The following is a 22,271-nucleotide window of genomic DNA, read 5'->3' as shown; positions in this document are numbered from 1 at the left end:
GGCCACGCCTCGGTTACAGCTCTACAACAACGGCCTGAGCAGCGCGGGTCGCTTTAGCCCGTGCGGCCTCAATCGACTCATCACGCGCCAACGCCACACCCATCCGCCGCTGGCCATTGACCTCAGGCTTGCCGAACAGGCGCAACGCGGTATCCGGCTCGCTCAACGCAGCGCCCAAGTTGGCGAAAGCAGTTTGAGTCGACTGCCCTTCCACCAGAATGACCGCTGACGCCGATGGGCCGAACTGACGAATCAATGGGATCGGCAGGCCCAGGATCGCCCGTGCGTGCAGCGCGAACTGCGACAGGTCCTGGGAAATAAGGGTTACCAGACCGGTGTCATGTGGGCGCGGCGAGACTTCGCTGAACCACACCTGATCACCCTTGATGAACAACTCGACGCCAAACAAGCCACGACCGCCCAAGGCTTCGGTGACCGCTTTGGCAACGCGCTCGGATTCCGCCAAAGCAATCGGGCTCATGGCTTGTGGCTGCCAGGATTCCTGGTAGTCGCCCTTCTCCTGACGGTGACCGACAGGCGCACAGAACGTCGTGCCGCCAACGTGACGCACGGTCAGCAGGGTAATTTCATAGTCGAAGTCGATGAAGCCTTCGATAATCACGCGGCCTTTACCGGCGCGGCCACCTTCTTGAGCGTAATCCCAGGCTTTCTGCACGTCATCGACGCTGCGCAGCAAGCTCTGGCCCTTGCCCGAGGAACTCATGACCGGTTTGACCACGCACGGGAAGCCCAAGTCTTCGACTGCCTTGCGGTAATCCTCGAAGGTGTCGGCGAAGTGGTACGGCGACGTCGGCAGGTCCAGCTCTTCAGCGGCCAGGCGACGGATACCTTCGCGGTTCATGGTCAGCTGCGCGGCGCGGGCAGTCGGGATCACGGTGAAGCCTTCGGACTCCAGCTCCACCAGGGTCGCGGTGGCGATGGCTTCGATTTCCGGCACGATGAAGTGTGGCTTCTCGGCTTCGATCACCGCACGCAGGGCGGTGCCGTCGAGCATGTTGATCACATGGCTGCGATGGGCGACTTGCATGGCTGGCGCATTGGCGTAGCGATCCACGGCAATCACTTCAACGCCCAGGCGTTGCAGCTCGATCACCACTTCCTTGCCCAACTCACCACAGCCACACAGCAATACGCGGGTCGCGGTTGGCGACAATGGAGTTCCGATACGGGTCATCTCAGGTCCTCAAAGGAGCGGATCATCGAGGGAAGCGCGCTTCCCATGGGGAGAAAGCGCCGCATTTTACATGAACCTGAGGGTTTGGCTTCAGCTGACGACGGCCTGTTTGCGCAGGCGCCAGGCCATGACCAACCAGACCACGGTGACACCCGCGAACTTCGAACCCAGCGCAGTCAGGATCACGCCCGGTGTGAGCGCATCGATCATGCCGAAGAAGATAAAGGTGTCCAACGGGATGCTCAGGGCCGAACTTATCCACAGGCGATCGTGCAAAGGCCGCTTGGTGAGGCTGAACACCAGCCAGTCGATGCACTCGGAGACAGCGAACGCCGTGGCGCTGGCCAGGGCAATCGACGGATCGGAGGTGACGTAGGACAGCATCAGCGCCACCAGCATCGCCACGATCGCGCCATGGCCGAAACGGGTTTGCACCAAGTCGCGCAGCACGAACACCAGGCCACCCCAGGCCGACCAGATGATGTCCAGGTGCGGGGCAGTGGAAAAGGCGTAATTGATCAGCACGACGCTGCTGATGTAGGCGATAAGGTTGAGCATGGGGCGGGGAGTACCTGTCAATTTTGTGCACAGGGTACTTCATCTTCAGCGCACAGATAACCTGTGGCGAAGGGGGCTCGCCCCCGTTCGGCTGCGCAGCAGTCATAAAATCAGCAAACGCCGTACGCCTGAAAGAATGAAGTCGCAGGTTTAGCGCCGCTTCGCAACGCAACGGGGGCAAGCCCCTCGCCACAAAAGCCGCGCTACCACAAAAAATCAGGAATCGGATTTGGAAGGCAACATCCAGATCAGCCCGCTCGATTTCGCCCGTTCATGACACAACCCCAACACTTTGCGCCGTTCCTCGTTGTCCATTCGGCTCCAGCGGGTGATTTCTTCCACCGTGCGCTGACACCCGGTGCAAATGTCATCTTCATCCAGCGCACAAATGCTCACGCACGGCGATGGAACCGGTCGCTCAGTGGCGCTCATTCTTCCTGCTCGACCAGATCACGGGCATAACGCTGCGAGTTGTGCACATAGTGCGCGGCGCTGGCTTCGAGCATCTTCTTCTGCGGCTCGGTCAGCTCGCGCACCACCTTGCCCGGCGAGCCCATGACCAGCGAACCGTCCGGAATTTCCTTGCCCTCACCGATCAGCGAATTGGCGCCGATGATGCAGTTCTTGCCGATTTTCGCGCCGTTGAGGATCACCGCGTTGATGCCGATCAGGCTGTAATCGCCCACCGTGCAGCCGTGGAGCATGGCGTTGTGGCCGATGGTCACGCCGGTACCGATGGTCAGCGGGTAGCCCATGTCAGTGTGCATCACGGTGCCGTCCTGCACGTTGCTGTTCTTGCCGATCAGGATCAATTCGTTATCGCCACGCAACACGGCGTTGAACCAGACGTTGGCGCCCTCTTCCAGTTTGACCTTGCCCACCAGCACGGCATTGGGCGCGACCCAACTCTGCGGATGGGTCTCGACGCGGGCGTCGCCCAGGCGGTATTTCATCTTGTTGTCCTCAAGGCCAGGCTGGCTCACTAGCGAAAAGCAGGATTCACGCCATACGAGCGATGGCTTCAGGTGTTGATAAAACTCTTGGGCGGTTGATGCAGGCTGATTTTCGCGTCATAGAGCAGGTTGATCAACTCGACGATCATAATCGCCGTCAGCCCCCAGATCTTGTACTCGCCATAACGGTAGCTCGGCACGTACCAACTATGGCCCTGGTAGTCGATGCGATGAGTGTGCTCGCGCGGATCCATGCGGAAGAATTCCAGGGGCACGCTGAACACCGCCGCGATCTCGGCATCGTTGGCCAGGTATTCGACGAAATCCGGAATCACGCCGACATAGGGCGTGACTTTGATGCCGTGCAGAGAGATCAGCGGGCTCAGCGGGCCGATCACTTCGACCAGCCCCGGCGGCAGGCCGATTTCTTCTTCGGCTTCGCGCAGGGCGGTAAAGATCAGATCAGGATCTTCAGGGTCGCGACGACCGCCGGGAAAAGCCACTTCACCGCCATGGGTCGAGAGCCCGCTGGCGCGAAGGGTCAGGACCAGTTCCGGTTCGTCACTGCGCGTGATGGGCACCAATACCGCGGCTTCGGGAAAACGTCGGTCGGTTTCCAGCGTACGCGGCGTGTGATTGCTTACCCGGTGCAGTAGCTCGTCCAGCATGAGTCTTCTCGATCTGTGCCTTACCCTGCATCATGCACCAATCGCACCGCCCGCCCAACCCCCGGAAAGCCTCATGTCGCGAAACGACAACTTGCCGACCGACACCGCTGCACGCCAAGATAGGCGCAGCATTCAGGAACCCAAGCATGAAATTTTGCAGTCAATGCGGCAACCCGGTGACTCAGCGCATTCCCGAAGGCGATTCGCGCCTGCGTTTTGTCTGCGACAGCTGTCATACCATTCATTACCAGAACCCCAATATCGTCGCCGGTTGCGTGCCGGTCTGGGGTTCGAAGATATTGCTGTGCCGTCGCGCCATCGAGCCACGGCTCGGTTACTGGACCCTGCCCGCAGGATTCATGGAAAACGGTGAGACCATCGAACAGGCCGCCATTCGCGAGACCGCCGAAGAAGCTTGCGCCCGAGTACGCAACCTGAGCATCTATACACTGATCGATGTGCCGCACATCAGTCAGGTGCATGTGTTCTTTCGCGCTGAGCTGGTGGATCTGGATTTTCGCGCAGGCCCGGAGAGCCTGGAAGTGCAGCTGTTCGAAGAGGCCGATATCCCTTGGGGCGAACTGGCTTTCCGCACAGTGGGGCGTACATTAGAATGCTTCTTCGCTGATCGGCGGGCCGAGGTCTATCCCGTGCGGTCCGAATCGATCCCGCCACTTGCTCAGCCTGCCATCATCTAAACTATTGTTAATTAAAAACCAAAATAGTCGCGACACCTCTTAGGGATATCGTTTCAATGCGCTGGTTGCTTGCCCTGTTTTGCTTATCGTTCGTCGCAGTCTCCCAGGCTTCCGTCGCGGCCCCTCTGGACGGCAAAGTCATCGAGAAAGTTCTGGTCCTCAAATCGGCCCACCAGTTGCAATTGATCAATGACGGCAAGCCGTTCAAGACCTATCGCATTTCCCTGGGCAAACGCCCCATCGGCCCAAAACTGATGGAAGGTGATAAGCGCACCCCCGAAGGCCTTTACTGGCTGGACTGGCGCAAGACCAGCGAGCGTTTCAACCTGGCGATGCACATCTCCTATCCCAACGTCAGCGACTCCGCCCGCGCCCGGCGCGAAGGCGTCGAGCCTGGCGGCATGATCATGATCCACGGCACCCCGGACACCGAAGACAACCCCGAAGACCTGTTCCACACCCTGGACTGGACCGACGGCTGCATCGCCATGCGCAACATGGACATGCGCGAAGTCTGGGGCCTGGTACCGGACGGCACGATGATCGAAATCCGCCCGTAATCTTGGAGACGTTGGTCAATCGTAGTGAGGCGAGTGCCAGTTAAAAACTGTTACCTATGTGCTTGAACTGCTTTGTTATCTATGTGGGTGAGTCATACCCGAGCGTTTTTTGCTTCCTTTTTTAGGCGCTTGTAAAAAAGGGAGTCGCCGTAAGGGTGAAACCGCAAGCTGCAGTTACCGCAGTAACGGATATGTACACCACCAACAAGAACATGGTCGGCCCGAAGGCCGCCAAGATCAAAAGATCGCGGATCAGATTCAACGGTCAAATCCAGGGCAATAAAAAACCCGCTGACGAATCAGCGGGTTTCTCATTTCAGCAGACCAGAAGATCAAAAATCCTCCAGTCGCCACACTTCATAAGCCGGCGTCTCATAGGGATGACTCTCTTTCAGAGCCACCACCACCGCCCGAATCAACTCATCCGCCACCACCAGCTCAACCTTCCATTCCTCAACCTGCTCGACCTGTCCAGCCTCGCCAATAAATGGCTGACTGCCATCCAGTGGACGAAACTGACCCAAGCCAAACACCTGCCAGGCACAGTGATCGTAAGCCCCGATCCGCCCGCCACCGGCAGCGAATACAGCGCTTTTGACCACCTCGACATGACTGGCCGGAACAAAAAAGCAAAGCTTGTACATGGCGCTTAGCTCACCTGCCCTTAGTTCACCCAGACGCGAGCGTTACGGAACATACGCATCCAAGGTGCGTCTTCGTTCCAGTCTTCCGAACGCCACGAGTTCTGCACCGCGCGGAACACGCGCTCCGGGTGCGGCATCATGATGGTCACGCGACCGTCGCGGCTGGTCAAACCGGTGATCCCGCGCGGCGAGCCGTTCGGGTTGGCCGGGTATTTCTCGGTGACCTTGCCGTGGTTGTCGACGAAACGCATCGCCACGCAACCCGACAGATCGGCTTGCAGCAACGCTTCTTCGCTGGCGAATTCGGCATGGCCTTCACCGTGGGCGATGGCGATCGGCATGCGCGAACCGGCCATGCCCTGCAGGAAGATCGAGTTCGACTCCTGGATCTGTACCATCGCCACACGGGCTTCGAACTGCTCGGAACGATTGCGCACGAAGTGCGGCCAGAACTCGCTGCCCGGGATCAGTTCGTGCAGGTTGGACATCATCTGGCAACCATTGCACACGCCGAGGGTGAAGCTGTCGGTACGTTCGAAGAAACCCTGGAACGCATCGCGAGCGCGGCTGTTGAACAGCGCGGACTTGGCCCAGCCTTCACCGGCACCCAGTACGTCGCCGTAGGAGAAACCACCGCAAGCGACCATGCCCTTGAAGTCGTTCAGGTCGACACGGCCGGCCAGAATGTCACTCATGTGCACGTCGATCGCATTGAAACCGGCACGGTCGAACGCAGCCGCCATTTCCACCTGACCGTTGACGCCCTGCTCACGCAGCACGGCAACCTGAGGGCGGATGCCTTTCTTGATGTAAGGCGCGGCGACGTCCTGGTTGACGTCGTAGCTGAGCTTGACGCTCAGGCCCGGGTTGTCTTCTTCCAGTAGCACGTCGAACTCTTGTTCGGCGCAGTCGGCGTTGTCACGCAGACGCTGGATCTGGTAGCTGGTTTCAGCCCACTGACGTTGCAGCAGACGACGCTGACCTTCGAACACGGTATCGCCGTTGAACGTGATGCTGATCTCGCCGTTGTTCATCGGCTGACCGATCACCGACACGCACTCACCCAGGCCAGCGGCGCTGAACTGCGCGAGGATGTCCGCGGTGGAGTCCTGGCGAACCTGGATCACAGCGCCCAGTTCTTCGTTGAACAGGATCGCGGCGATGTCGGCGGAGGTTTCTGCCAGACCGTCGAGGTTCAGGCTCAGGCCGCAGTGACCGGCAAACGCCATTTCCACCACGCTGGTCAGCAGACCACCGTCGGAACGGTCGTGGTAAGCCAGCAGGTGACCGTCGGCATTGAGACCCTGGATCACCGCGAAGAAGGCTTTCAGGTCTTCGGCGTCATCGACGTCCGGTGCCTGCTTGCCCAGCTTGCCGTGAACCTGAGCGAGGATCGAGGCGCCCATGCGGTTCTGACCACGACCGAGATCGATCAGGATCAGGTCGGTGGTGCCTTTGTCCATGCGCAGTTGCGGGGTCAGGGTCTGACGGATATCAGCCACTGGCGCGAAACCGGTCACGATCAGCGACATCGGCGAAGTGACCGCCTTATCGACGCCTTCGTCGTTCCAGCGGGTGGCCATGGACATCGAGTCCTTGCCCACCGGAATGGTGATGCCCAGCTCAGGGCACAGTTCCATACCGACCGCTTTCACGGTGTCGTACAAACGCGCGTCTTCACCTGGGTGACCGGCAGCGGACATCCAGTTCGCCGACAGTTTGATGTCGGAGATCTTGGCGATGCGCGAGGCGGCGATGTTGGTCAGGGTTTCGCCGATAGCCATGCGGCCCGACGCCGGAGCGTCCAGCAGAGCCAGCGGAGTGCGCTCGCCCATGGCCATGGCTTCACCGGTATAAACGTCGAAGCTGGTGGCGGTAACGGCAACGTCAGCCACCGGAACCTGCCACGGGCCGACCATCTGATCACGGGCCACAAGGCCGGTGATGGTACGGTCGCCGATGGTGATCAGGAAGCTTTTGCTGGCCACGGCCGGGTGATGCAGGACGCGCTCGACGCAGTTGGCGATGTCGAGGGTCGATGGATCGAAATCGTCGCCCAGCTCGTTTTCACGAACCACCGAACGGTGCATGCGTGGGGCTTTGCCCAGCAATACTTCCAGTGGCATGTCCACCGGGCTGTTGCCAAAGTGGCTGTCGGTCACGGTCAGTTGCGGCTCGGCAGTGGCTTCGCCGACTACCGCGAATGGGCAACGCTCACGTTCACAGATCGCCTGGAAGCGTTCGAAGTCCGCGGGACCGACCGCCAGAACGTAGCGTTCCTGGGATTCGTTACTCCAGATTTCGTGCGGGGCCATGCCCGGCTCGTCATTTGGAATGTTGCGCAGTTCGAAACGGCCACCGCGGTCGCCATCGTTGACCAGTTCCGGGAAGGCGTTGGACAGACCGCCCGCGCCGACGTCGTGGATGAAGCTAATCGGGTTTTTGTCGCCCAGTTGCCAGCAACGGTCGATGACTTCCTGGCAACGACGCTCCATCTCAGGGTTTTCACGTTGTACGGAAGCGAAGTCCAGGTCTGCCGAGCTGGTGCCGGTGGCCATGGAGGAAGCCGCGCCGCCGCCCAGACCGATCAGCATCGCCGGGCCGCCAAGCACGATCAGCTTGGAGCCAACGACGATTTCGCCTTTCTTGACGTGTTCTTCACGGATGTTGCCCATACCGCCAGCCAGCATGATCGGCTTGTGGTAACCGCGAACTTCGTCGCCATGAGGCGTGGTGATCGACTGTTCGAAGGTACGGAAGTAACCGGTCAACGCCGGACGGCCGAATTCATTGTTGAATGCAGCGCCGCCCAACGGGCCTTCGATCATGATGTCCAGCGCGGTAACGATGCGCTCGGGTTTGCCGTACGGCACTTCCCACGGCTGTTCGAAGCCCGGAATCTGCAGGTTCGACACGGTGAAACCGGTCAGGCCAGCCTTTGGCTTGGCGCCGCGACCGGTGGCGCCTTCGTCGCGAATCTCACCGCCGCTGCCGGTGGATGCGCCCGGGAACGGGGCAATCGCGGTCGGGTGGTTGTGAGTTTCGACTTTCATCAGGATGTGCACCGGTTCCTGCACCGCGCCGTACTGGCGGGTTTCAGGGTCCGGGAAGAAACGGCCGGCCACGGAACCGACGATGACCGAAGCGTTGTCCTTATAAGCCGACAGAACACCTTCGCTATGCATCTGGTAGGTGTTCTTGATCATGCCGAACAGGCTTTTTTCCTGGCTCTGACCGTCGATGTCCCAACTGGCGTTGAAGATCTTGTGACGGCAATGCTCGGAGTTCGCCTGGGCGAACATCATCAGTTCGATGTCGTGCGGGTCGCGCTTCAAACCAAGGAAGGCGTTGACCAGGTAGTCGATTTCGTCTTCGGCCAGGGCCAGGCCCAGCTCGGTGTTGGCTTTTTCCAGCGCGGCGCGGCCGCCGCCCAGCACGTCGATCGCGGTCAGGGGCTTGGGTTCGGCGTGGCTGAACAGGCCGGCGGCTTGTTCGAGGTTACCCAGCACGATCTGGGTCATACGGTCATGTAGCGCGTCTGCGATCAGCTGCGCTTCGGCGTCGCTGAACTGGCCGGCGACATAGAACGCGATGCCGCGCTCCAGGCGCTGGATCTTGGTCAGGCCGCAGTTGCGAGCGATATCGCTGGCTTTACTGGACCACGGCGAAATGGTGCCGAAACGCGGCAACACCAGGAACAGACGACCAGTGGGCTCTTGTACCGGAACGCTAGGGCCGTACTTCAGAAGGCGCGCGAGCACCTGCTGTTCGTCGCCGGTCAGGACGCCGGTGACTTCGGCGAAGTGAGCGAATTCAGCATACAAGCCGCTGACAGCTGGAACCTTCTGGCTCAGTTGCTCAAGGAGTTTGCTGTGGCGAAAGGCAGAAAGGGCAGGAGCGCCGCGCAGGATCAACATCTTCGGGACAGCCTCGGGAAGGGGTGTGCTTTGAGGCCGTGCATTCTAGCCTAAACTGCCCGCGACATCACCCGAAACGGTACGCGCGGTTGCACCCGAACGTCGGGCCCGGGTATTCGGGCCTTGAACAGGCGTGCGCCGGGGGGTATTTTTTCTGTCACAAAAAGCTGTTCGGGGCCGTTCCTGCGGGCTCCAAGCAGCTTTTTTGCGCTCTAGCAGACAAGCCCTTCGCTGTCGAGATATGGCGCTCGTGGTCCTTTGCGTATACTGCGCAGATGTTTTCCCCAACGGCTTTGCGTCCGCGGTACGCCAAATGGCTGATCGCAACCGGACTCTTCCTGATGCTCAGTGGCTGTGTTGATAAACCCAACACGCTGGAGCGCGTAAAGGAGGATGGCGTGCTGCGGGTGGTTACCCGTAACAGCCCCGCCACCTACTTTCAGGATCGCAACGGTGAAACCGGCTTCGAATACGAGCTGGTGAAGCGCTTCGCCGACGATCTGGGGGTCGAACTCAAGATCGAAACCGCCGACAACCTCGACGACCTGTTCAATCAGGTGGGCAAGCCGAATGGCCCGGTGCTGGCTGCTGCCGGCCTGGTCAGCAGCGAGGAACGCAAAAGGCAGGTGCGGTTTTCCCATTCCTACCTCGAAGTCACCCCGCAGATCATCTATCGCAACGGCCAGTCGCGGCCGACTGACGCAGGCGATCTGGTCGGCAAGAAGATCATGGTGCTCAAGGGCAGCACCCACGCCGAGCAATTGGCAGAGCTGAAAAAGAAATATCCCGGCATTGAATACGAAGAGTCCGACGCGGTTGAAGTCGTCGACCTGCTGCGTATGGTCGACGAAGGTCAGATCGACCTGACCCTGGTCGACTCCAACGAAGTGGCGATGAACCAGGTCTACTTCCCCAACGTGCGGGTCGCCTTCGACCTCGGTGATGCCAGCAACCAGAGCTGGGCCGTGGCCGCCGGCGATGACAACAGCCTGCTCAACGAAATCAACACCTACCTCGACAAGGTAAAGCAAAACGGCACCCTGCAACGCCTCAAAGACCGCTACTACGGGCATGTCGACGTACTCGGCTACATGGGCGCCACCACCTTCGCCCAGCACTTGCAGCAACGGCTGCCCAAATACGAACAGCACTTCAAGGCGTCCGCCAAGAAAGAAAAAGTCGACTGGCGCCTGCTGGCGGCGATCGGCTATCAGGAGTCGTTGTGGCAAGCGGCGGTCACGTCCAAGACCGGCGTGCGCGGGTTGATGATGCTGACCCAGAACACGGCACAAGCCATGGGCGTGTCCAATCGACTCGACCCCAAGCAGAGCATCATGGGCGGCGCGAAGTACCTGGTCTACATGAAGGATCAACTGGACGAGTCGATCCAGGAGCCGGATCGCACGTGGTTCGCGCTGGCAGCCTACAACGTGGGCAGCGGTCATCTGGATGACGCGCGCAAACTGGCGGCCAAGGAAGGGTTGAACCCGGACAAGTGGCTGGACGTGAAGAAGATCCTGCCGCGCCTGTCACAGAAACAGTGGTACAGCAAGACCCGTTACGGCTACGCCCGTGGCGGCGAGCCAGTGCATTTCGTGGCGAACATCCGTCGTTACTACGACATTCTGACGTGGGTCACGCAGCCGCAGCTTGAAGGCACCCAGGTCGCCGAGGGCAACCTGCACGTGCCGGGGGTCGACAAGACCAAGCCGAGCCAGGAAACCCCACCGCTTTAAATCTTCGCAACCTTCAAAGACCCCATCGCGGGCAAGCCACGCTCCCACAGGTTTTGCGTTGAATGACGACTGTGTGTTCGACGCAAAACCTGTGGGAGCGTGGCTTGCCCGCGATGGCAGCGCCGCCGATCTAGCCTTTCAACGCAGCAGCCAGAATCAGCGCCTTCATTTCCGACACCGCCGACTTGAACCCGACGAACAACGCATGGGCCACCAGCGCATGGCCGATGTTCAGTTCGTTGATGCCCTTGATCGCCGCAACAGCTTCGACGTTGTGATAGTGCAAACCGTGGCCGGCGTTGACGATCAGGCCTTGGGCCAGGCCGAATGCCACGCCATCGGCCACACGCTTGAGCTCCTCGGCAACTTCGGTTGGCGTCTCGGCGTCCGCGTAACGCCCAGTGTGCAATTCAATGGCCGGAGCACCGACACGGCGGGACGCTTCGATCTGCCGCTCGTCAGCGTCGATGAACAGCGACACTTCACAGCCGATCTTCGCCAGGCGCTCCACCGCCGCCTTGATCCGCGCTTCCTGCCCCGCTACGTCCAGACCGCCTTCAGTGGTCAGTTCCTGGCGGGTTTCCGGCACCAGGCAAACATGCGCCGGGCGGATACGCTCGGCGAACGCCATCATTTCTTCGGTGACGCCCATTTCGAAGTTCATGCGGGTTTGCAGCACGTCCTTGAGCAGCAACACGTCGCGCTCCTGGATGTGCCGACGGTCTTCACGCAGGTGCACGGTGATGCCGTCAGCGCCCGCCTCTTCCGCGTCCAGCGCTGCCTTGACCGGATCCGGGTAACGAGTACCCCGGGCCTGACGCAGGGTGGCAACGTGGTCGATGTTCACGCCAAGAAGAATGCGATTGCTGGTGGTCACGGAAACGCTCCTGAAGAGGGGGAAGATTCGGTGCACAGCATACACGGGGAGATAGTGTCTGTTGATGTTTGGTGGCGCAGACCCTATGGCTTTCGAAACAACTCACGACTGACCAAGGGACGACCGCCCAAGTGAACGGCCAGCGCCTGACGCATCAAGCGCTTGGCGGCAGACAGCGCTCCGGGTGCAGACCAATCGGCGTCGGCCATGGCCAGCAGTTCGGTGCCGTTGAACAGGCCCGGTTGCAACAGGTAGACCCGTTCCAGGCCCGCATCCACCTGTAAACGGTAGAGACCGTCCGGCGCGATCGGATCGCCATGGATGTCGCTGTTCAGCGCGAAGCCATAACCGAGATCATCGAGCAATCGCCATTCGAAGGAGCGCAGCAACGGCTCCAGCGCACGCCCCTCCGCCAGTGCGAGCAAGGTAGCGGCGTAGTGATCGAAGACGGCGGGGTGAGGATCTTCGGCGGGCAGCAGGCGAATCAGCAACTCATTGAGGTAAAGACCACTGAACAGCGCCTCACCGTTGAGCCAGGTCGAAACACCGGCACTTTCCATGCGGCCGACATTCTTCAGCTCGCCCCGGCCACGGAACTCGACTTCCAGCGGCACGAACGGCCGCGCCAACGTCCCGGCCTTGCCCCGTGCACTGCGCAACACCGCCCGCAGACGACCTTGCGGCGTGAGGAAATCCACCAGCGCACTGCTTTCGCGGTAGGCGCGGGAGTGGAGCACGTAGGCGGGTTGGCCGATGGGCGGTTGGGACATGGAAATCGCAGTTCTCAATGAAGGAGCGCAGTTTTACAGACAACCCAAAACCAATGTGGGAGCGGGCTTGCCCGCGATGGCGGACTCACATTCGACATCTCTGCTGAATGTTACATCCTCATCGCGGGCCAGCCCGCTCCCACAGGGTTGTACGGTGCAGCGTAAACCGGGATTACAAGTCGCCGTAACCCAGCGAACGCAAGGCGCGTTCGTCGTCGGACCAGCCGCCTTTCACCTTGACCCACAGGTTGAGCATGATCTTGGAGTCGAACAGCAGCTCCATGTCCTTGCGCGCCTCGGTGCCGATGCGCTTGATGCGCTCGCCCTTGTCGCCTATGATGATTTTCTTCTGGCCGTCACGTTCGACGAGGATCAAGGCATGGATGTGCAAGGTTTTGCCCTGCTGCTTGAACTCTTCGATTTCCACCGTGATCTGGTACGGCAGCTCGGCGCCCATCTGACGCATGATTTTTTCGCGCACCAGTTCAGCCGCAAGGAAGCGGCTGCTGCGGTCGGTGATCTGATCTTCCGGGAAGAAGTGATCGTTTTCCGGCAGGTGCTCGGCGATCACTCGCTCCAGCGTGTCGAGGTTGTGCCCGTGCTGGGCCGAGATCGGCATGATCTGCGCGTTCGGCAGCTGTTCCTGCAACCAGGTCAGGTGCGGCATCAGCTCGGATTTGTCTTCGATGCGGTCGGTCTTGTTCAGCGCCACGATCAGCGGGCCGGTCACGTACTGAACGCGCTCGAGGACCATCTGGTCTTCGTCGGTCCACTTGGTACGATCAACCACGAAGATCACCACGTCGACGTCTTTCAACGCCGCCGAAGCGGTCTTGTTCATGTAACGGTTCAGGGCCTTTTCGCCACCCTTATGCATCCCCGGGGTGTCGACGTAGATCGCTTGCACGTCGCCTTCGGTCTTGATGCCGAGCATGTTGTGGCGGGTGGTCTGCGGCTTGCGCGAGGTGATCGCCAGTTTCTGCCCCAGAATGTGGTTCAGCAGCGTGGACTTGCCCACGTTGGGACGGCCGACGATGGCAACATAGCCACAGCGAGTTGCGGTTGAATCAGTCATTGCCATTCTCCACACCCAGGGCAATCAGTGCTGCGGCGGCCGCTACCTGTTCGGCAATACGACGACTCACACCCTGACCTCGGCTTTTTTCATTCAGTAAGATGATTTCACATTCGACGAAGAACGTCCGGCAATGCGGCTCACCCTGGATATCCACCACTTCGTAACGCGGCAGCTCACAACCACGCGACTGCAGGAATTCCTGCAGGCGGGTTTTCGGATCTTTGTTGGTGTCGACCAGCGTCAGGCCTTCGAACTCTCCGGCCAGCCAGGCCAGCACGCGCTCGCGCGCCACTTCCATGCCGGCGTCCAGGTAGATCGCACCGATCAGCGCTTCAAGGGCATCAGCCAGAATCGACTCACGACGGAAACCGCCGCTTTTCAATTCGCCGGAGCCCAGGCGCAGGTATTCGCCCAGGTCGAAACCACGGGCCAGTACGGCCAGGGTCTCGCCTTTCACCAGGCGTGCGCGCAAACGCGACAACTGGCCTTCGCGGGCCAGCGGGAAGCGATCGAACAGTGCCTCGCCAGCGACGAAGTTGAGGATGGCATCGCCGAGGAATTCCAGGCGTTCGTTGTTACGCCCGGCAAAACTGCGGTGAGTCAGGGCCAGGACCATCAGCTCCTGATCCTTGAAGGTGTAACCGAGCTGACGCTCGAGACGGCTTAAGGAGACGCTCACGGTTTACCCACGCTGAGTTCGTGGTTGGATTCCACCGCCAGGGCCTTGATACGGCGCAGGCTTGGGACAATTAACGCTGTGTTCAAAAATAACGTCCTGAATATCGTTGTTTTCATGCTCCTGTCGTCGATTGTGCCGACTCCAGAAATGCATTCGGCGCTGTGTTCAACAGCGCCGTGTTTGATTACTTGATCAGGCCAACCCGCGAGAAGTTCGGCAGGTGACTGAGTTTGGGTTCCGGCCAGCTCATCCAGACTGCGAAGGCCTTGCCGACGATATTCTTGTCGGGAACCATGCCCAGCAGATCCTTGGGAATGTTCGGGTCATCCCAGTAGCGACTGTCGTTCGAGTTGTCGCGGTTGTCGCCCATCATGAAGTAGTGCCCGGCCGGCACGGTCCACGTATGGTCCGGCGTTGCGCGGTAGCGGCTCATTTCCTTGCGGATCAGGTGCTCGGCGATGCCGAGCTTTTCCTTGTAGAGCTCGGAGCTGCCCAATGTGCCCGGCTCGGAGCCGATCAGTTGTTCGGCAATCGATTCACCGTTGACGAACAGGCGCTTGTCGGCGGTGTAGCGAATCTGATCGCCCGGCAGGCCCACCACACGCTTGATGTAGTTGACGTTCGGGTCGCTCGGGTAGCGGAACACCATCACATCGCCGCGCTGCGGATCACCGACCTCGATGACTTTCTTGTCGATCACCGGCAGGCGGATCCCGTAAGAAAACTTGTTCACCAGAATGAAGTCGCCGACGTCCAGGGTTGGCTTCATCGAACCGGAAGGAATCTGGAACGGCTCCACCAGGAACGAACGCAGCACCAGCACGATGAACAACACCGGGAAGAACGACTTGCCGTATTCGACCAGCAGCGGCTCTTTGTTCAGCTTCTCGACCACCACCATGTCAGCCTGGCTGACGCTCCCCTGATAGGAGTTGATGGCAGCCCGGCGCCGAGGCGCCAGGAACAACAGATCGAGCAACGCCAACAGGCCGCAGACGAACACGGCGATGACCAGCAACAGCGGGAAATTTAGTGACATAGGACCTAACTATCCAACCTGAGCACGGCAAGGAAGGCTTCTTGTGGAATTTCCACGTTACCGACCTGTTTCATGCGTTTTTTACCGGCCTTTTGCTTTTCCAGCAGCTTTTTCTTACGGCTGACGTCGCCACCGTAGCATTTGGCCAATACGTTCTTTCTGAGTGCCTTGACGGTTGTACGCGCCACAATCTGACCGCCAATGGCGGCCTGGATTGCCACGTCGAACATCTGCCGCGGAATCAGGTCTTTCATCTTCTCGGTCAACTGGCGACCTTTGTAATGCGAGTTGTCACGGTGCACGATCAGCGCCAGGGCGTCGACCTTGTCGCCGTTAATCAGCACGTCCAGTTTCACCAGACTAGCCGATTGGTAACGATCGAAATGGTAGTCCAGAGAAGCATAGCCGCGACTGGTGGATTTCAGACGATCAAAGAAGTCCAGCACCACTTCGTTCATCGGCAGGTCGTAGGTCACTTGTACCTGGGAGCCGAGGAACAGCATGTCGACCTGTACACCACGTTTTTCGATACACAGGGTAATGACGTTACCCAGGTGCTCTTGTGGCACAAGAATATTGGCGCGCACGATTGGCTCGCGCATGTCTTCGATGGCAGACAGGTCCGGCAGCTTGGACGGGTTGTCGACGTAGATCGTCTCGCCGGTCTTGAGCAACAGCTCGAAGATTACCGTCGGCGCCGTGGTGATCAGGTCCAGGTTGTATTCGCGCTCCAGGCGCTCCTGGATGATTTCCATATGCAGCATACCGAGGAAGCCGCAACGGAAGCCGAAACCCAGTGCGTCTGAGCTTTCCGGTGTGTATTGCAGCGACGAATCGTTGAGGGTGAGCTTTTGCAGCGCCTCGCGGAAGTCTTCGAAGTCGTCGGAGCTGACCGGGAACAAGCCGGCGTACACCTGCGGCTGAATGCGTTTGAAGCCTGGCAGCACATCGACGTCCGGCGTCGAGCTCAAGGTCAGGGTATCGCCCACTGGCGCACCGTGAATGTCCTTGATGCTGGCGATGATGAAGCCCACTTCACCAGCCTTCAGGTCGACGGTAGGGGTGTGTTTCGGGTTGAATACACCGACGCTGTCCACCAGGTGGATCTTGCCGGTGGACTTGACCAGAATCTTGTCGCCCTTCTTCACCCGACCGTGGCGCACACGAACCAGGGAAACAACGCCCAGGTAGTTGTCGAACCAGGAGTCGATGATCAACGCTTGCAGCGGATCTTCGATGTTACCGGTCGGCGCGGGAATCGTGTGGACCAAGCGCTCGAGCACTTCATCGACGCCCAGGCCGGTCTTGGCACTACACTCGACCGCGTCGGTGGCATCGATGCCGATGATTTTTTCGATTTCTTCCTTGACGCGCTCTGGATCGGCCTGTGGCAGGTCGATCTTGTTCAGGACCGGCATGACTTCCAGGCCCTGCTCGATCGCCGTGTAGCAGTTGGCAACCGATTGCGCCTCGACGCCCTGACCGGCATCGACCACCAGCAACGCACCTTCACAGGCCGCCAGCGACCGGCTGACTTCATAGGTGAAGTCGACGTGGCCCGGGGTATCAATGAAGTTCAGCTGGTAGTTAATGCCATCGCGGGCTTTGTAATAGAGGGTGACGCTATGGGCCTTGATGGTGATCCCGCGTTCACGTTCCAGGTCCATGGAGTCCAGCACCTGGGCTTCCATTTCGCGCTCGGCAAGGCCGCCGCACTTCTGGATGAAGCGATCGGCCAGCGTCGACTTGCCATGGTCAATGTGGGCGATGATGGAGAAATTGCGGATATGACTCAAATCACTCACGGATCAACACTCAAAAAGGCTGCAGGCATAGCCCGCCGAAAAATAGCCGGGAATTGTACCTGATCCACGGCGCAAGCGTCACGTTTGCAGGTCAGACGGCGCCTACAAAAACGCCCCGGTCTTGCGACAGGGGCGTTTTGAGTGACAAGCAAGACCGGAAAAAACCGCGATCAACCGGCCCGACGCAGCAACCAGACCCCGGCCAGGGCGCAGACACCGGCCGGCACCAGCACTGCAAACAGCGGCGAGAAACCGAACACCAGGCTCGAAGGCCCGAGCAAATCCTGGACAATACGGAAGGTGAAGCCCACCAGCACGCCAGTGAAGACCCGCTGACCGAGGGTCACCGAACGCAGCGGACCGAAGATGAAGGAAATCGCCATCAACACCAATGCGGCGGTCACCAGCGGCTGCAACACCTTGACCCAAAACGCCAGCCAGTAACGACCGTTGCTCAGGCCCTGGTCAGCCAGATAGTGGATGTAATTCCACAGACCGCTGATCGACAACGACTCGGGCGCCATCACCACGGTACTCAGCAGCTGCGGGCTCAGGGCGATTTCCCAGCGTTCCACCGGGGCAGTCACCACTTCGGTACTTTTGTCATGGAACAGCGTGGTCGTGACATCGGTCAGTTGCCAGTGATCGGTATCGAATTCCGCACGCTTGGCGAAGCTCGAAGACAGCATGTGGCGTTGATCGTCAAAACGATAACGGGTCACACCGTACAGCAGACCGTTGGGTTGAACGGAGTTGACGTGAATGAACTCCTCACCCTGACGGTGCCACAGACCGTGCTTGGCGCTTTGCGCATCGCCACTGCCCTGGGCCAGCGAGCGGTTGGCTTGAGCGGTGATTTCCGTGGCCGGCGCGACGTACTCGCCGATCACCAGCCCTACCGCCATCAGGATCAACATCGGCTTCATCACGGCCCAGACGATCCGACCAATGGACACACCGGCGGCACGCATGATGGTCAGCTCGCTGTGACTGGCCAGACTGCCGAGGCCTATCAGGCAACCGATCAGCGCCGCCATCGGCAACATGTCGTACAAACGGCGCGGCGCGGTCAGCAATACGTAACTCAGTACATCCATCAGCGTGTAGGTATCGCTGACGTCGCTCATCTCATCGATGAAGGCGAACAGCGTTGCCAAGCCCAGAATGATCCCAAGCACTGCCAGAATCGCGATGAACACGCTGCTACCGATGTAGCGATCAAGCTTATCCACGGGCCACCTCCAGCGCACTGCGGCGACTCGCCATCTTCAAACTCAGCGACTCCCAATACAGCAAGCCAAGACCGATGGCCAGGAAGATTGCATGCACCCACCACAAGCCCAACACCGGCGGGATCTTGCCCTTTTCAAGGGCGCCGCGAGCGGCAATCAGGATGGTCAGATAAGCCATATAAAGAAGAATCGCAGGCAGCAGCTTGAGGAAACGGCCCTGGCGCGGGTTAACCCGCGACAGCGGCACCGCCATCAAGGTCACGATGAAGACCAGCAACGGCAGGGACAAACGCCATTGCAGTTCGGTACGCGAGCGGATGTCGTCGCTGCTCAGCAAGGAACTGGTGGTCATCGCATCGCGGTCGGTCACTTCGTCGCTGACGTCCGGCTTGGCCAGCAATACGCCGTACTCGTCGTACTTGATGGCGCGGTAGTCGGCCTGACCCGGATTACCGTCGTAGCGGTAGCCGTTGTCGAGGATCAGGTAACGGTTGCCATCGGGCCTGATTTCCTGATGGCCCTTCTCGGCCACCAGTACGGAAATCCCCCGATCCTTGTTGTCGGAACTGACATTCTTTTGCGAAATGAACACGCCGCCCAGATTGATCCGGTCATCCGACAGTTGCTCGGTGTAGGTCACCCGAGTGCCGTCGCGCAAGGCCTGGAAGCGACCCGGCTCGAGGGTGTCGAACTCGGTCAGTGCATCCTGCTTGTTCAACAGCAGCTGGAACTGGTTGGCACCTTGCGGTGCCAGGCTCAGGCTCAGCCACGCTACGATCAGGGCAACCAGGGTGGCCGGAAAAAGAGTCATGGCAAACAGACGCTGCTGGCTCATGCCAGTAGCAGACAACACGGTCATTTCGCTTTCGAGGTACAGACGACCGTAGGCCAGCAGGATCCCGAGAAACAGCCCCAAAGGCAGAATCAGCTGCAGGAAGCCCGGCAGACGATAGCCCATGATCAGGAACAGCGAACCTGGATCCAGTAGCCCAGAGGCCGCCTGGGCGAGGTATTTGATGAAGCGTCCGCTCATGATGATGACCAGCAGCACGGCGCTGACAGCGCTCAAGGTCAACAGGACTTCGCGGGATAGATAACGGAAGACAATCAAACCAGACACTCCAGGGTTGTCAGGCTAAGCGGCCAAACAAACAAAACGTATCAGCCGGCCCGCAGGGCAGGGCCGCCGAAAAAGATGGCGCATTATCCTGTGATTGAGTGCGCCTGTCACTGCGCATGCTCAAGCAGGCACCTGAACCGCTGAAGTTCGCATAACCGAGGGTTGTCAGGCGCGGGCAGCGAGGTTCAAACTGCGGCCTTTGTCGCTGGCAATACACCGGCGTCTTTCTACTTATAAGCAAGCCTCTGCGCGTCGCGCAGTTTGACCATTAATTCAGGGACCCGGACATGGAACTGGTTGTAAAAAGCGTTAGCCCGGAAACGTTGAAGACCGCCACGCTGGTGGTCTCCGTGCGCGAAGGCCGCAAGCTCGGCTCCGTAGCCAAACAACTCGACGAACTGAGCGGCGGCGCCATCAGTGCGGTGCTCAAGCGCGGCGACCTGGCCGGCAAGGTCGGCCAGAGCCTGTTGCTGCACAGCCTGCCCAACCTCAAGGCCGAACGCGTGTTGCTGGTGGGCGTGGGCAAGGATGAAGAACTGGGCGATCGCCCGTTCCGCAAAATCATCGCCGGTATCCTCAACACCCTTAAAGGCCTGGGCGGCGGCGATGCAGTGCTGGCCCTGGACGAAGTCGTGGTCAAGGGCCGTGACAGCTACGGCAAGACTCGCCTGCTGGCCGAAACCCTGGTGGACGGCGAGTACACTTTCGACCAGTTCAAGAGCCAGAAAACCGACCCGCTCTCCCTGAAGAAAGTCACCCTGGTGACCATCAAGGCCGCACAGGCTGAAGTCGAACGCGCCGTTGCCCACGCGACCGCGATCGCCAATGGCATGGCCTTCACCCGCAATCTGGGTAACCTGCCACCAAACATCTGCCACCCGACGTTCCTTGGCGAACAGGCCAAGAGCCTGGGTAAAGAATTCAAGAGCCTGAAAGTCGAAGTCCTCGATGAGAAGAAGATCAAGGACTTGGGCATGGGCGCGTTCTACGCTGTCGGCCAGGGCAGCGCCCAGCCACCGCGCCTGATCATCATGCAATACAACGGCGGCAAGAAATCCGAGAAGCCGTACGCGCTGGTCGGCAAAGGCATCACCTTTGACACCGGCGGTATCAGCCTCAAGCCGGGTGCCGGCATGGATGAAATGAAATACGACATGGGTGGCAGCGCCAGTGTATTCGGCACCCTGCGAGCTGTGCTTGAGCTGAAACTGCCGATCAACCTGGTGTGCATCCTGGCCTGCGCCGAGAACATGCCGAGTGGCAACGCTACGCGTCCGGGCGACATCGTCACCACCATGAGCGGCCAGACCGTGGAGATCCTCAACACCGACGCCGAAGGCCGTCTGGTGCTGTGCGATGCCCTGACCTACTCCGAACGCTTCAAGCCGCAAGCGGTAATCGACATCGCCACCCTGACCGGCGCTTGTGTCGTCGCACTGGGCGCCCACACTTCGGGCCTGCTGGGCAACAATGACGAGCTGATCGGCCAACTGCTGAGCGCCGGCCAATCCGCCGACGACCGCGCCTGGCAACTGCCGCTGTTCGATGAATATCAAGAGCAGCTGGACAGCCCGTTCGCCGACATCGCCAACATTGGCGGTCCGAAAGGCGGCGCCATCACTGCCGCCTGCTTCCTGTCGCGCTTCACCAAGAACCTGAACTGGGCGCACCTGGACATCGCCGGCACGGCCTGGAGCAGCGGCGGCAAGGACAAGGGCGCCACTGGCCGTCCGGTTCCCCTGCTGACCCAATATCTGCTAGACCGCGCCAAAGCCTGAAACCGATGACCCTGGGCGGCGTCACTTTCCGGTGACGCGGCCTTTGGCTCAGGAACCGCAATGACCAAAGTCGACTTCTATATCCTGCCCAGCGCCGACCCTTCGGCGCGGCTGGATTTCGCCTGCAAGCTCACCGAAAAAGCCTGGCGCATGGGCCACCGCATTTACCTGCACTGCAGCGATGCCGCCCAGCGTGATGCGCTCGATGCGCGGTTGTGGGCGTTCAAGGGCGAAAGCTTCGTGCCCCACGGCCCCGCCGAAAGCGAGCCGGACGGTTTGATTGTGCTGGGTCTTGGCGATGACTGCGGTCAGCATCAGGATCTGCTGGTCAATCTCGATCTGAAAGTCCCGGCCTTTGCCAAACAGTTCGCCCGCGTGGCGGAAGTGGTGGTGGAAGATCCGACGATTCGTGCGGCTGCGCGGGAGAGTTTCCGTTTCTACCGCGAACAGGGCTATCCTCTGCAAGATCACCGTTTACAGCGACTCTGAGCACTCCGATGGACACTCCAAAACCGCCGCAAAAGTCCGCGCACCTGCTGGAAGACCTTGAGTCGATCCGCCAACTGCTCGGCGATGACAACCTGCAACCCCCCTTGCTGACCGACACAGTCATTGAAGGTGATCAGGAACAGATTCCCATGTTGTTCGATACTGTCGGCAATGCGCCACAGGTCGAACCGCCACCACCCGCCCCGGTCGCCAAGCCGGCCGCTGCCGCCAGCAAGGGCCCAGATGCCATGTTGCACCTGGACAGCGAACTGCGCGCCGCCGCGCAATTGATCATGCAAGACGTGATCGACGACTTCGCCCCGCACATCGAAACCGAAATCAAACGCCGCCTCGATGCGCGGATGGAACGGTTGCTTAGCCATTACGAATAACCCTGAGCCGCGCGGGTTTCTGTGGCGAGGGGGCTTACCCCCGTTGGGTCGCGAAGCGGCCCCAAAATCTGCCATCGTGGTGC

The 22,271-nt window shown here is 59.9% G+C and carries 21 protein-coding genes; 6 read left to right on the top strand and 15 right to left on the bottom strand.

The annotated features are described in order from the left end of the window. Positions 1-13: 13 nt before the first annotated feature. The 5 genes from purT to J3D54_RS13880 all read right to left on the bottom strand — a co-directional run bounded on the left by purT (position 14) and on the right by J3D54_RS13880 (position 3,374). Positions 14-1,195 carry a formate-dependent phosphoribosylglycinamide formyltransferase gene (gene purT, locus J3D54_RS13900; protein WP_253419039.1) on the bottom strand — a complete coding sequence of 394 codons (1,182 nt, stop codon included), beginning with the start codon at positions 1,193-1,195 and terminating at the stop codon, positions 14-16. 90 nt (positions 1,196-1,285) lie between these two features. Next, positions 1,286-1,753: a VUT family protein gene (locus J3D54_RS13895; RefSeq protein ID WP_253419037.1), complete on the bottom strand. Its 468-nt coding sequence runs from the start codon at positions 1,751-1,753 to the stop codon at positions 1,286-1,288. Positions 1,754-1,969: 216 nt separating this feature from the next. Beyond that, on the bottom strand, positions 1,970-2,185 hold the full coding sequence (locus J3D54_RS13890; RefSeq protein WP_019647761.1) for a DUF1289 domain-containing protein: 216 nt from the start codon (positions 2,183-2,185) through the stop codon (positions 1,970-1,972). Next, a complete protein-coding gene (locus tag J3D54_RS13885; RefSeq protein ID WP_007954617.1) occupies positions 2,182-2,706 on the bottom strand; it encodes a gamma carbonic anhydrase family protein in 525 nt (174 codons plus the stop codon). Before J3D54_RS13885 ends, J3D54_RS13890 begins: the two co-directional genes overlap by 4 nt. Positions 2,707-2,774: 68 nt before the next feature. Next, positions 2,775-3,374, bottom strand: coding sequence for a CoA pyrophosphatase (locus tag J3D54_RS13880; protein WP_253419035.1), 600 nt, complete (start codon positions 3,372-3,374; stop codon positions 2,775-2,777). Positions 3,375-3,520: 146 nt separating this feature from the next. Here J3D54_RS13880 and J3D54_RS13875 point away from each other — a divergent pair, with 146 nt between their 5' ends. Together J3D54_RS13875 and J3D54_RS13870 are read left to right on the top strand one after the other, a co-directional pair. Then, entirely contained in the window at positions 3,521-4,072 is a 552-nt protein-coding gene (locus J3D54_RS13875) for an NUDIX hydrolase (RefSeq protein ID WP_253419033.1), read from the top strand. A 56-nt stretch (positions 4,073-4,128) separates the two neighbouring features. Continuing rightward, positions 4,129-4,632 carry a murein L,D-transpeptidase family protein gene (locus tag J3D54_RS13870; protein ID WP_253419031.1) on the top strand — a complete coding sequence of 168 codons (504 nt, stop codon included), beginning with the start codon at positions 4,129-4,131 and terminating at the stop codon, positions 4,630-4,632. Positions 4,633-4,964: 332 nt separating this feature from the next. Here J3D54_RS13870 and J3D54_RS13865 read toward each other — a convergent pair whose 3' ends face one another. Together J3D54_RS13865 and purL are read right to left on the bottom strand one after the other, a co-directional pair. Further along, entirely contained in the window at positions 4,965-5,276 is a 312-nt protein-coding gene (locus J3D54_RS13865; RefSeq protein ID WP_253419029.1) for a YqfO family protein, read from the bottom strand. Between the two features lie 20 nt (positions 5,277-5,296). Beyond that, positions 5,297-9,193: a phosphoribosylformylglycinamidine synthase gene (purL, locus tag J3D54_RS13860; protein WP_253419027.1), complete on the bottom strand. Its 3,897-nt coding sequence runs from the start codon at positions 9,191-9,193 to the stop codon at positions 5,297-5,299. Positions 9,194-9,468: 275 nt separating this feature from the next. Here purL and mltF point away from each other — a divergent pair, with 275 nt between their 5' ends. Further along, the gene (mltF, locus tag J3D54_RS13855; protein ID WP_253419024.1) at positions 9,469-10,929 is read left to right on the top strand and encodes a membrane-bound lytic murein transglycosylase MltF; all 1,461 of its coding nucleotides are present in this window, start codon (positions 9,469-9,471) and stop codon (positions 10,927-10,929) included. Positions 10,930-11,059: 130 nt separating this feature from the next. On the opposite strand, the gene pdxJ is transcribed toward mltF, so the two are convergent. From pdxJ to lptF, 8 genes are all read right to left on the bottom strand, one after another. Then, on the bottom strand, positions 11,060-11,806 hold the full coding sequence (pdxJ, locus tag J3D54_RS13850; protein ID WP_253419021.1) for a pyridoxine 5'-phosphate synthase: 747 nt from the start codon (positions 11,804-11,806) through the stop codon (positions 11,060-11,062). An 83-nt stretch (positions 11,807-11,889) separates the two neighbouring features. Continuing rightward, the gene (gene recO, locus J3D54_RS13845) at positions 11,890-12,576 is read right to left on the bottom strand and encodes a DNA repair protein RecO (RefSeq protein ID WP_253419018.1); all 687 of its coding nucleotides are present in this window, start codon (positions 12,574-12,576) and stop codon (positions 11,890-11,892) included. 172 nt (positions 12,577-12,748) lie between these two features. Further along, entirely contained in the window at positions 12,749-13,651 is a 903-nt protein-coding gene (gene era / locus J3D54_RS13840; protein ID WP_018927088.1) for a GTPase Era, read from the bottom strand. Continuing rightward, complete coding sequence (rnc, locus tag J3D54_RS13835; RefSeq protein ID WP_018927089.1) at positions 13,644-14,333, bottom strand: ribonuclease III; 690 nt, start codon at positions 14,331-14,333, stop codon at positions 13,644-13,646. Before rnc ends, era begins: the two co-directional genes overlap by 8 nt. A 184-nt stretch (positions 14,334-14,517) precedes the next feature. Continuing rightward, entirely contained in the window at positions 14,518-15,372 is an 855-nt protein-coding gene (gene lepB / locus J3D54_RS13830) for a signal peptidase I (RefSeq protein WP_253419015.1), read from the bottom strand. Between the two features lie 5 nt (positions 15,373-15,377). Beyond that, on the bottom strand, positions 15,378-17,177 hold the full coding sequence (gene lepA, locus J3D54_RS13825) for a translation elongation factor 4 (protein ID WP_253419012.1): 1,800 nt from the start codon (positions 17,175-17,177) through the stop codon (positions 15,378-15,380). A 170-nt stretch (positions 17,178-17,347) separates the two neighbouring features. Then, positions 17,348-18,409 carry an LPS export ABC transporter permease LptG gene (lptG, locus tag J3D54_RS13820; protein WP_253419009.1) on the bottom strand — a complete coding sequence of 354 codons (1,062 nt, stop codon included), beginning with the start codon at positions 18,407-18,409 and terminating at the stop codon, positions 17,348-17,350. After that, the gene (gene lptF / locus J3D54_RS13815) at positions 18,402-19,520 is read right to left on the bottom strand and encodes an LPS export ABC transporter permease LptF (protein ID WP_064620163.1); all 1,119 of its coding nucleotides are present in this window, start codon (positions 19,518-19,520) and stop codon (positions 18,402-18,404) included. The genes lptG and lptF overlap by 8 nt, the downstream gene beginning before the upstream one ends. Positions 19,521-19,816: 296 nt before the next feature. Between lptF and J3D54_RS13810 the strand changes: the two genes are divergently transcribed. Genes J3D54_RS13810 through J3D54_RS13800 form a run of 3 tightly spaced genes read left to right on the top strand, consistent with a single transcriptional unit; the run spans position 19,817 to position 22,188 of the window. Continuing rightward, the gene (locus J3D54_RS13810; protein ID WP_253419006.1) at positions 19,817-21,307 is read left to right on the top strand and encodes a leucyl aminopeptidase; all 1,491 of its coding nucleotides are present in this window, start codon (positions 19,817-19,819) and stop codon (positions 21,305-21,307) included. Positions 21,308-21,367: 60 nt separating this feature from the next. After that, positions 21,368-21,796, top strand: coding sequence for a DNA polymerase III subunit chi (locus J3D54_RS13805; protein ID WP_253419003.1), 429 nt, complete (start codon positions 21,368-21,370; stop codon positions 21,794-21,796). Between the two features lie 8 nt (positions 21,797-21,804). After that, positions 21,805-22,188 (top strand): DNA polymerase III subunit chi, encoded by a 384-nt coding sequence (locus J3D54_RS13800; RefSeq protein WP_253419000.1) that lies wholly within the window; start codon positions 21,805-21,807, stop codon positions 22,186-22,188. The last annotated feature ends 83 nt before the right edge of the window (positions 22,189-22,271 follow it).

The sequence above is a fragment of the Pseudomonas sp. GGS8 genome (assembly GCF_024168645.1).
GTDB lineage: Bacteria > Pseudomonadota > Gammaproteobacteria > Pseudomonadales > Pseudomonadaceae > Aquipseudomonas.
This window is presented reverse-complemented; position numbering and strand designations above follow the sequence as displayed.

What these genes read in the sequence shown, in the direction of transcription:
- J3D54_RS13875 (WP_253419033.1), top strand. Translation starts at nt 3,521, where the DNA reads ATGAAATTTTGCAGTCAATGCGGCAACCCGGTGACTCAGCGCATTCCC.
- purL (WP_253419027.1), bottom strand. Translation starts at nt 9,193, where the DNA reads ATGTTGATCCTGCGCGGCGCTCCTGCCCTTTCTGCCTTTCGCCACAGC.
- J3D54_RS13805 (WP_253419003.1), top strand. Translation starts at nt 21,368, where the DNA reads ATGACCAAAGTCGACTTCTATATCCTGCCCAGCGCCGACCCTTCGGCG.
- recO (WP_253419018.1), bottom strand. Translation starts at nt 12,576, where the DNA reads ATGTCCCAACCGCCCATCGGCCAACCCGCCTACGTGCTCCACTCCCGC.
- J3D54_RS13865 (WP_253419029.1), bottom strand. Translation starts at nt 5,276, where the DNA reads ATGTACAAGCTTTGCTTTTTTGTTCCGGCCAGTCATGTCGAGGTGGTC.
- J3D54_RS13810 (WP_253419006.1), top strand. Translation starts at nt 19,817, where the DNA reads ATGGAACTGGTTGTAAAAAGCGTTAGCCCGGAAACGTTGAAGACCGCC.
- J3D54_RS13870 (WP_253419031.1), top strand. Translation starts at nt 4,129, where the DNA reads ATGCGCTGGTTGCTTGCCCTGTTTTGCTTATCGTTCGTCGCAGTCTCC.
- J3D54_RS13890 (WP_019647761.1), bottom strand. Translation starts at nt 2,185, where the DNA reads ATGAGCGCCACTGAGCGACCGGTTCCATCGCCGTGCGTGAGCATTTGT.
- J3D54_RS13880 (WP_253419035.1), bottom strand. Translation starts at nt 3,374, where the DNA reads ATGCTGGACGAGCTACTGCACCGGGTAAGCAATCACACGCCGCGTACG.
- mltF (WP_253419024.1), top strand. Translation starts at nt 9,469, where the DNA reads ATGTTTTCCCCAACGGCTTTGCGTCCGCGGTACGCCAAATGGCTGATC.
- J3D54_RS13885 (WP_007954617.1), bottom strand. Translation starts at nt 2,706, where the DNA reads ATGAAATACCGCCTGGGCGACGCCCGCGTCGAGACCCATCCGCAGAGT.
- J3D54_RS13895 (WP_253419037.1), bottom strand. Translation starts at nt 1,753, where the DNA reads ATGCTCAACCTTATCGCCTACATCAGCAGCGTCGTGCTGATCAATTAC.
- J3D54_RS13800 (WP_253419000.1), top strand. Translation starts at nt 21,805, where the DNA reads ATGGACACTCCAAAACCGCCGCAAAAGTCCGCGCACCTGCTGGAAGAC.
- era (WP_018927088.1), bottom strand. Translation starts at nt 13,651, where the DNA reads ATGACTGATTCAACCGCAACTCGCTGTGGCTATGTTGCCATCGTCGGC.
- lepB (WP_253419015.1), bottom strand. Translation starts at nt 15,372, where the DNA reads ATGTCACTAAATTTCCCGCTGTTGCTGGTCATCGCCGTGTTCGTCTGC.
- purT (WP_253419039.1), bottom strand. Translation starts at nt 1,195, where the DNA reads ATGACCCGTATCGGAACTCCATTGTCGCCAACCGCGACCCGCGTATTG.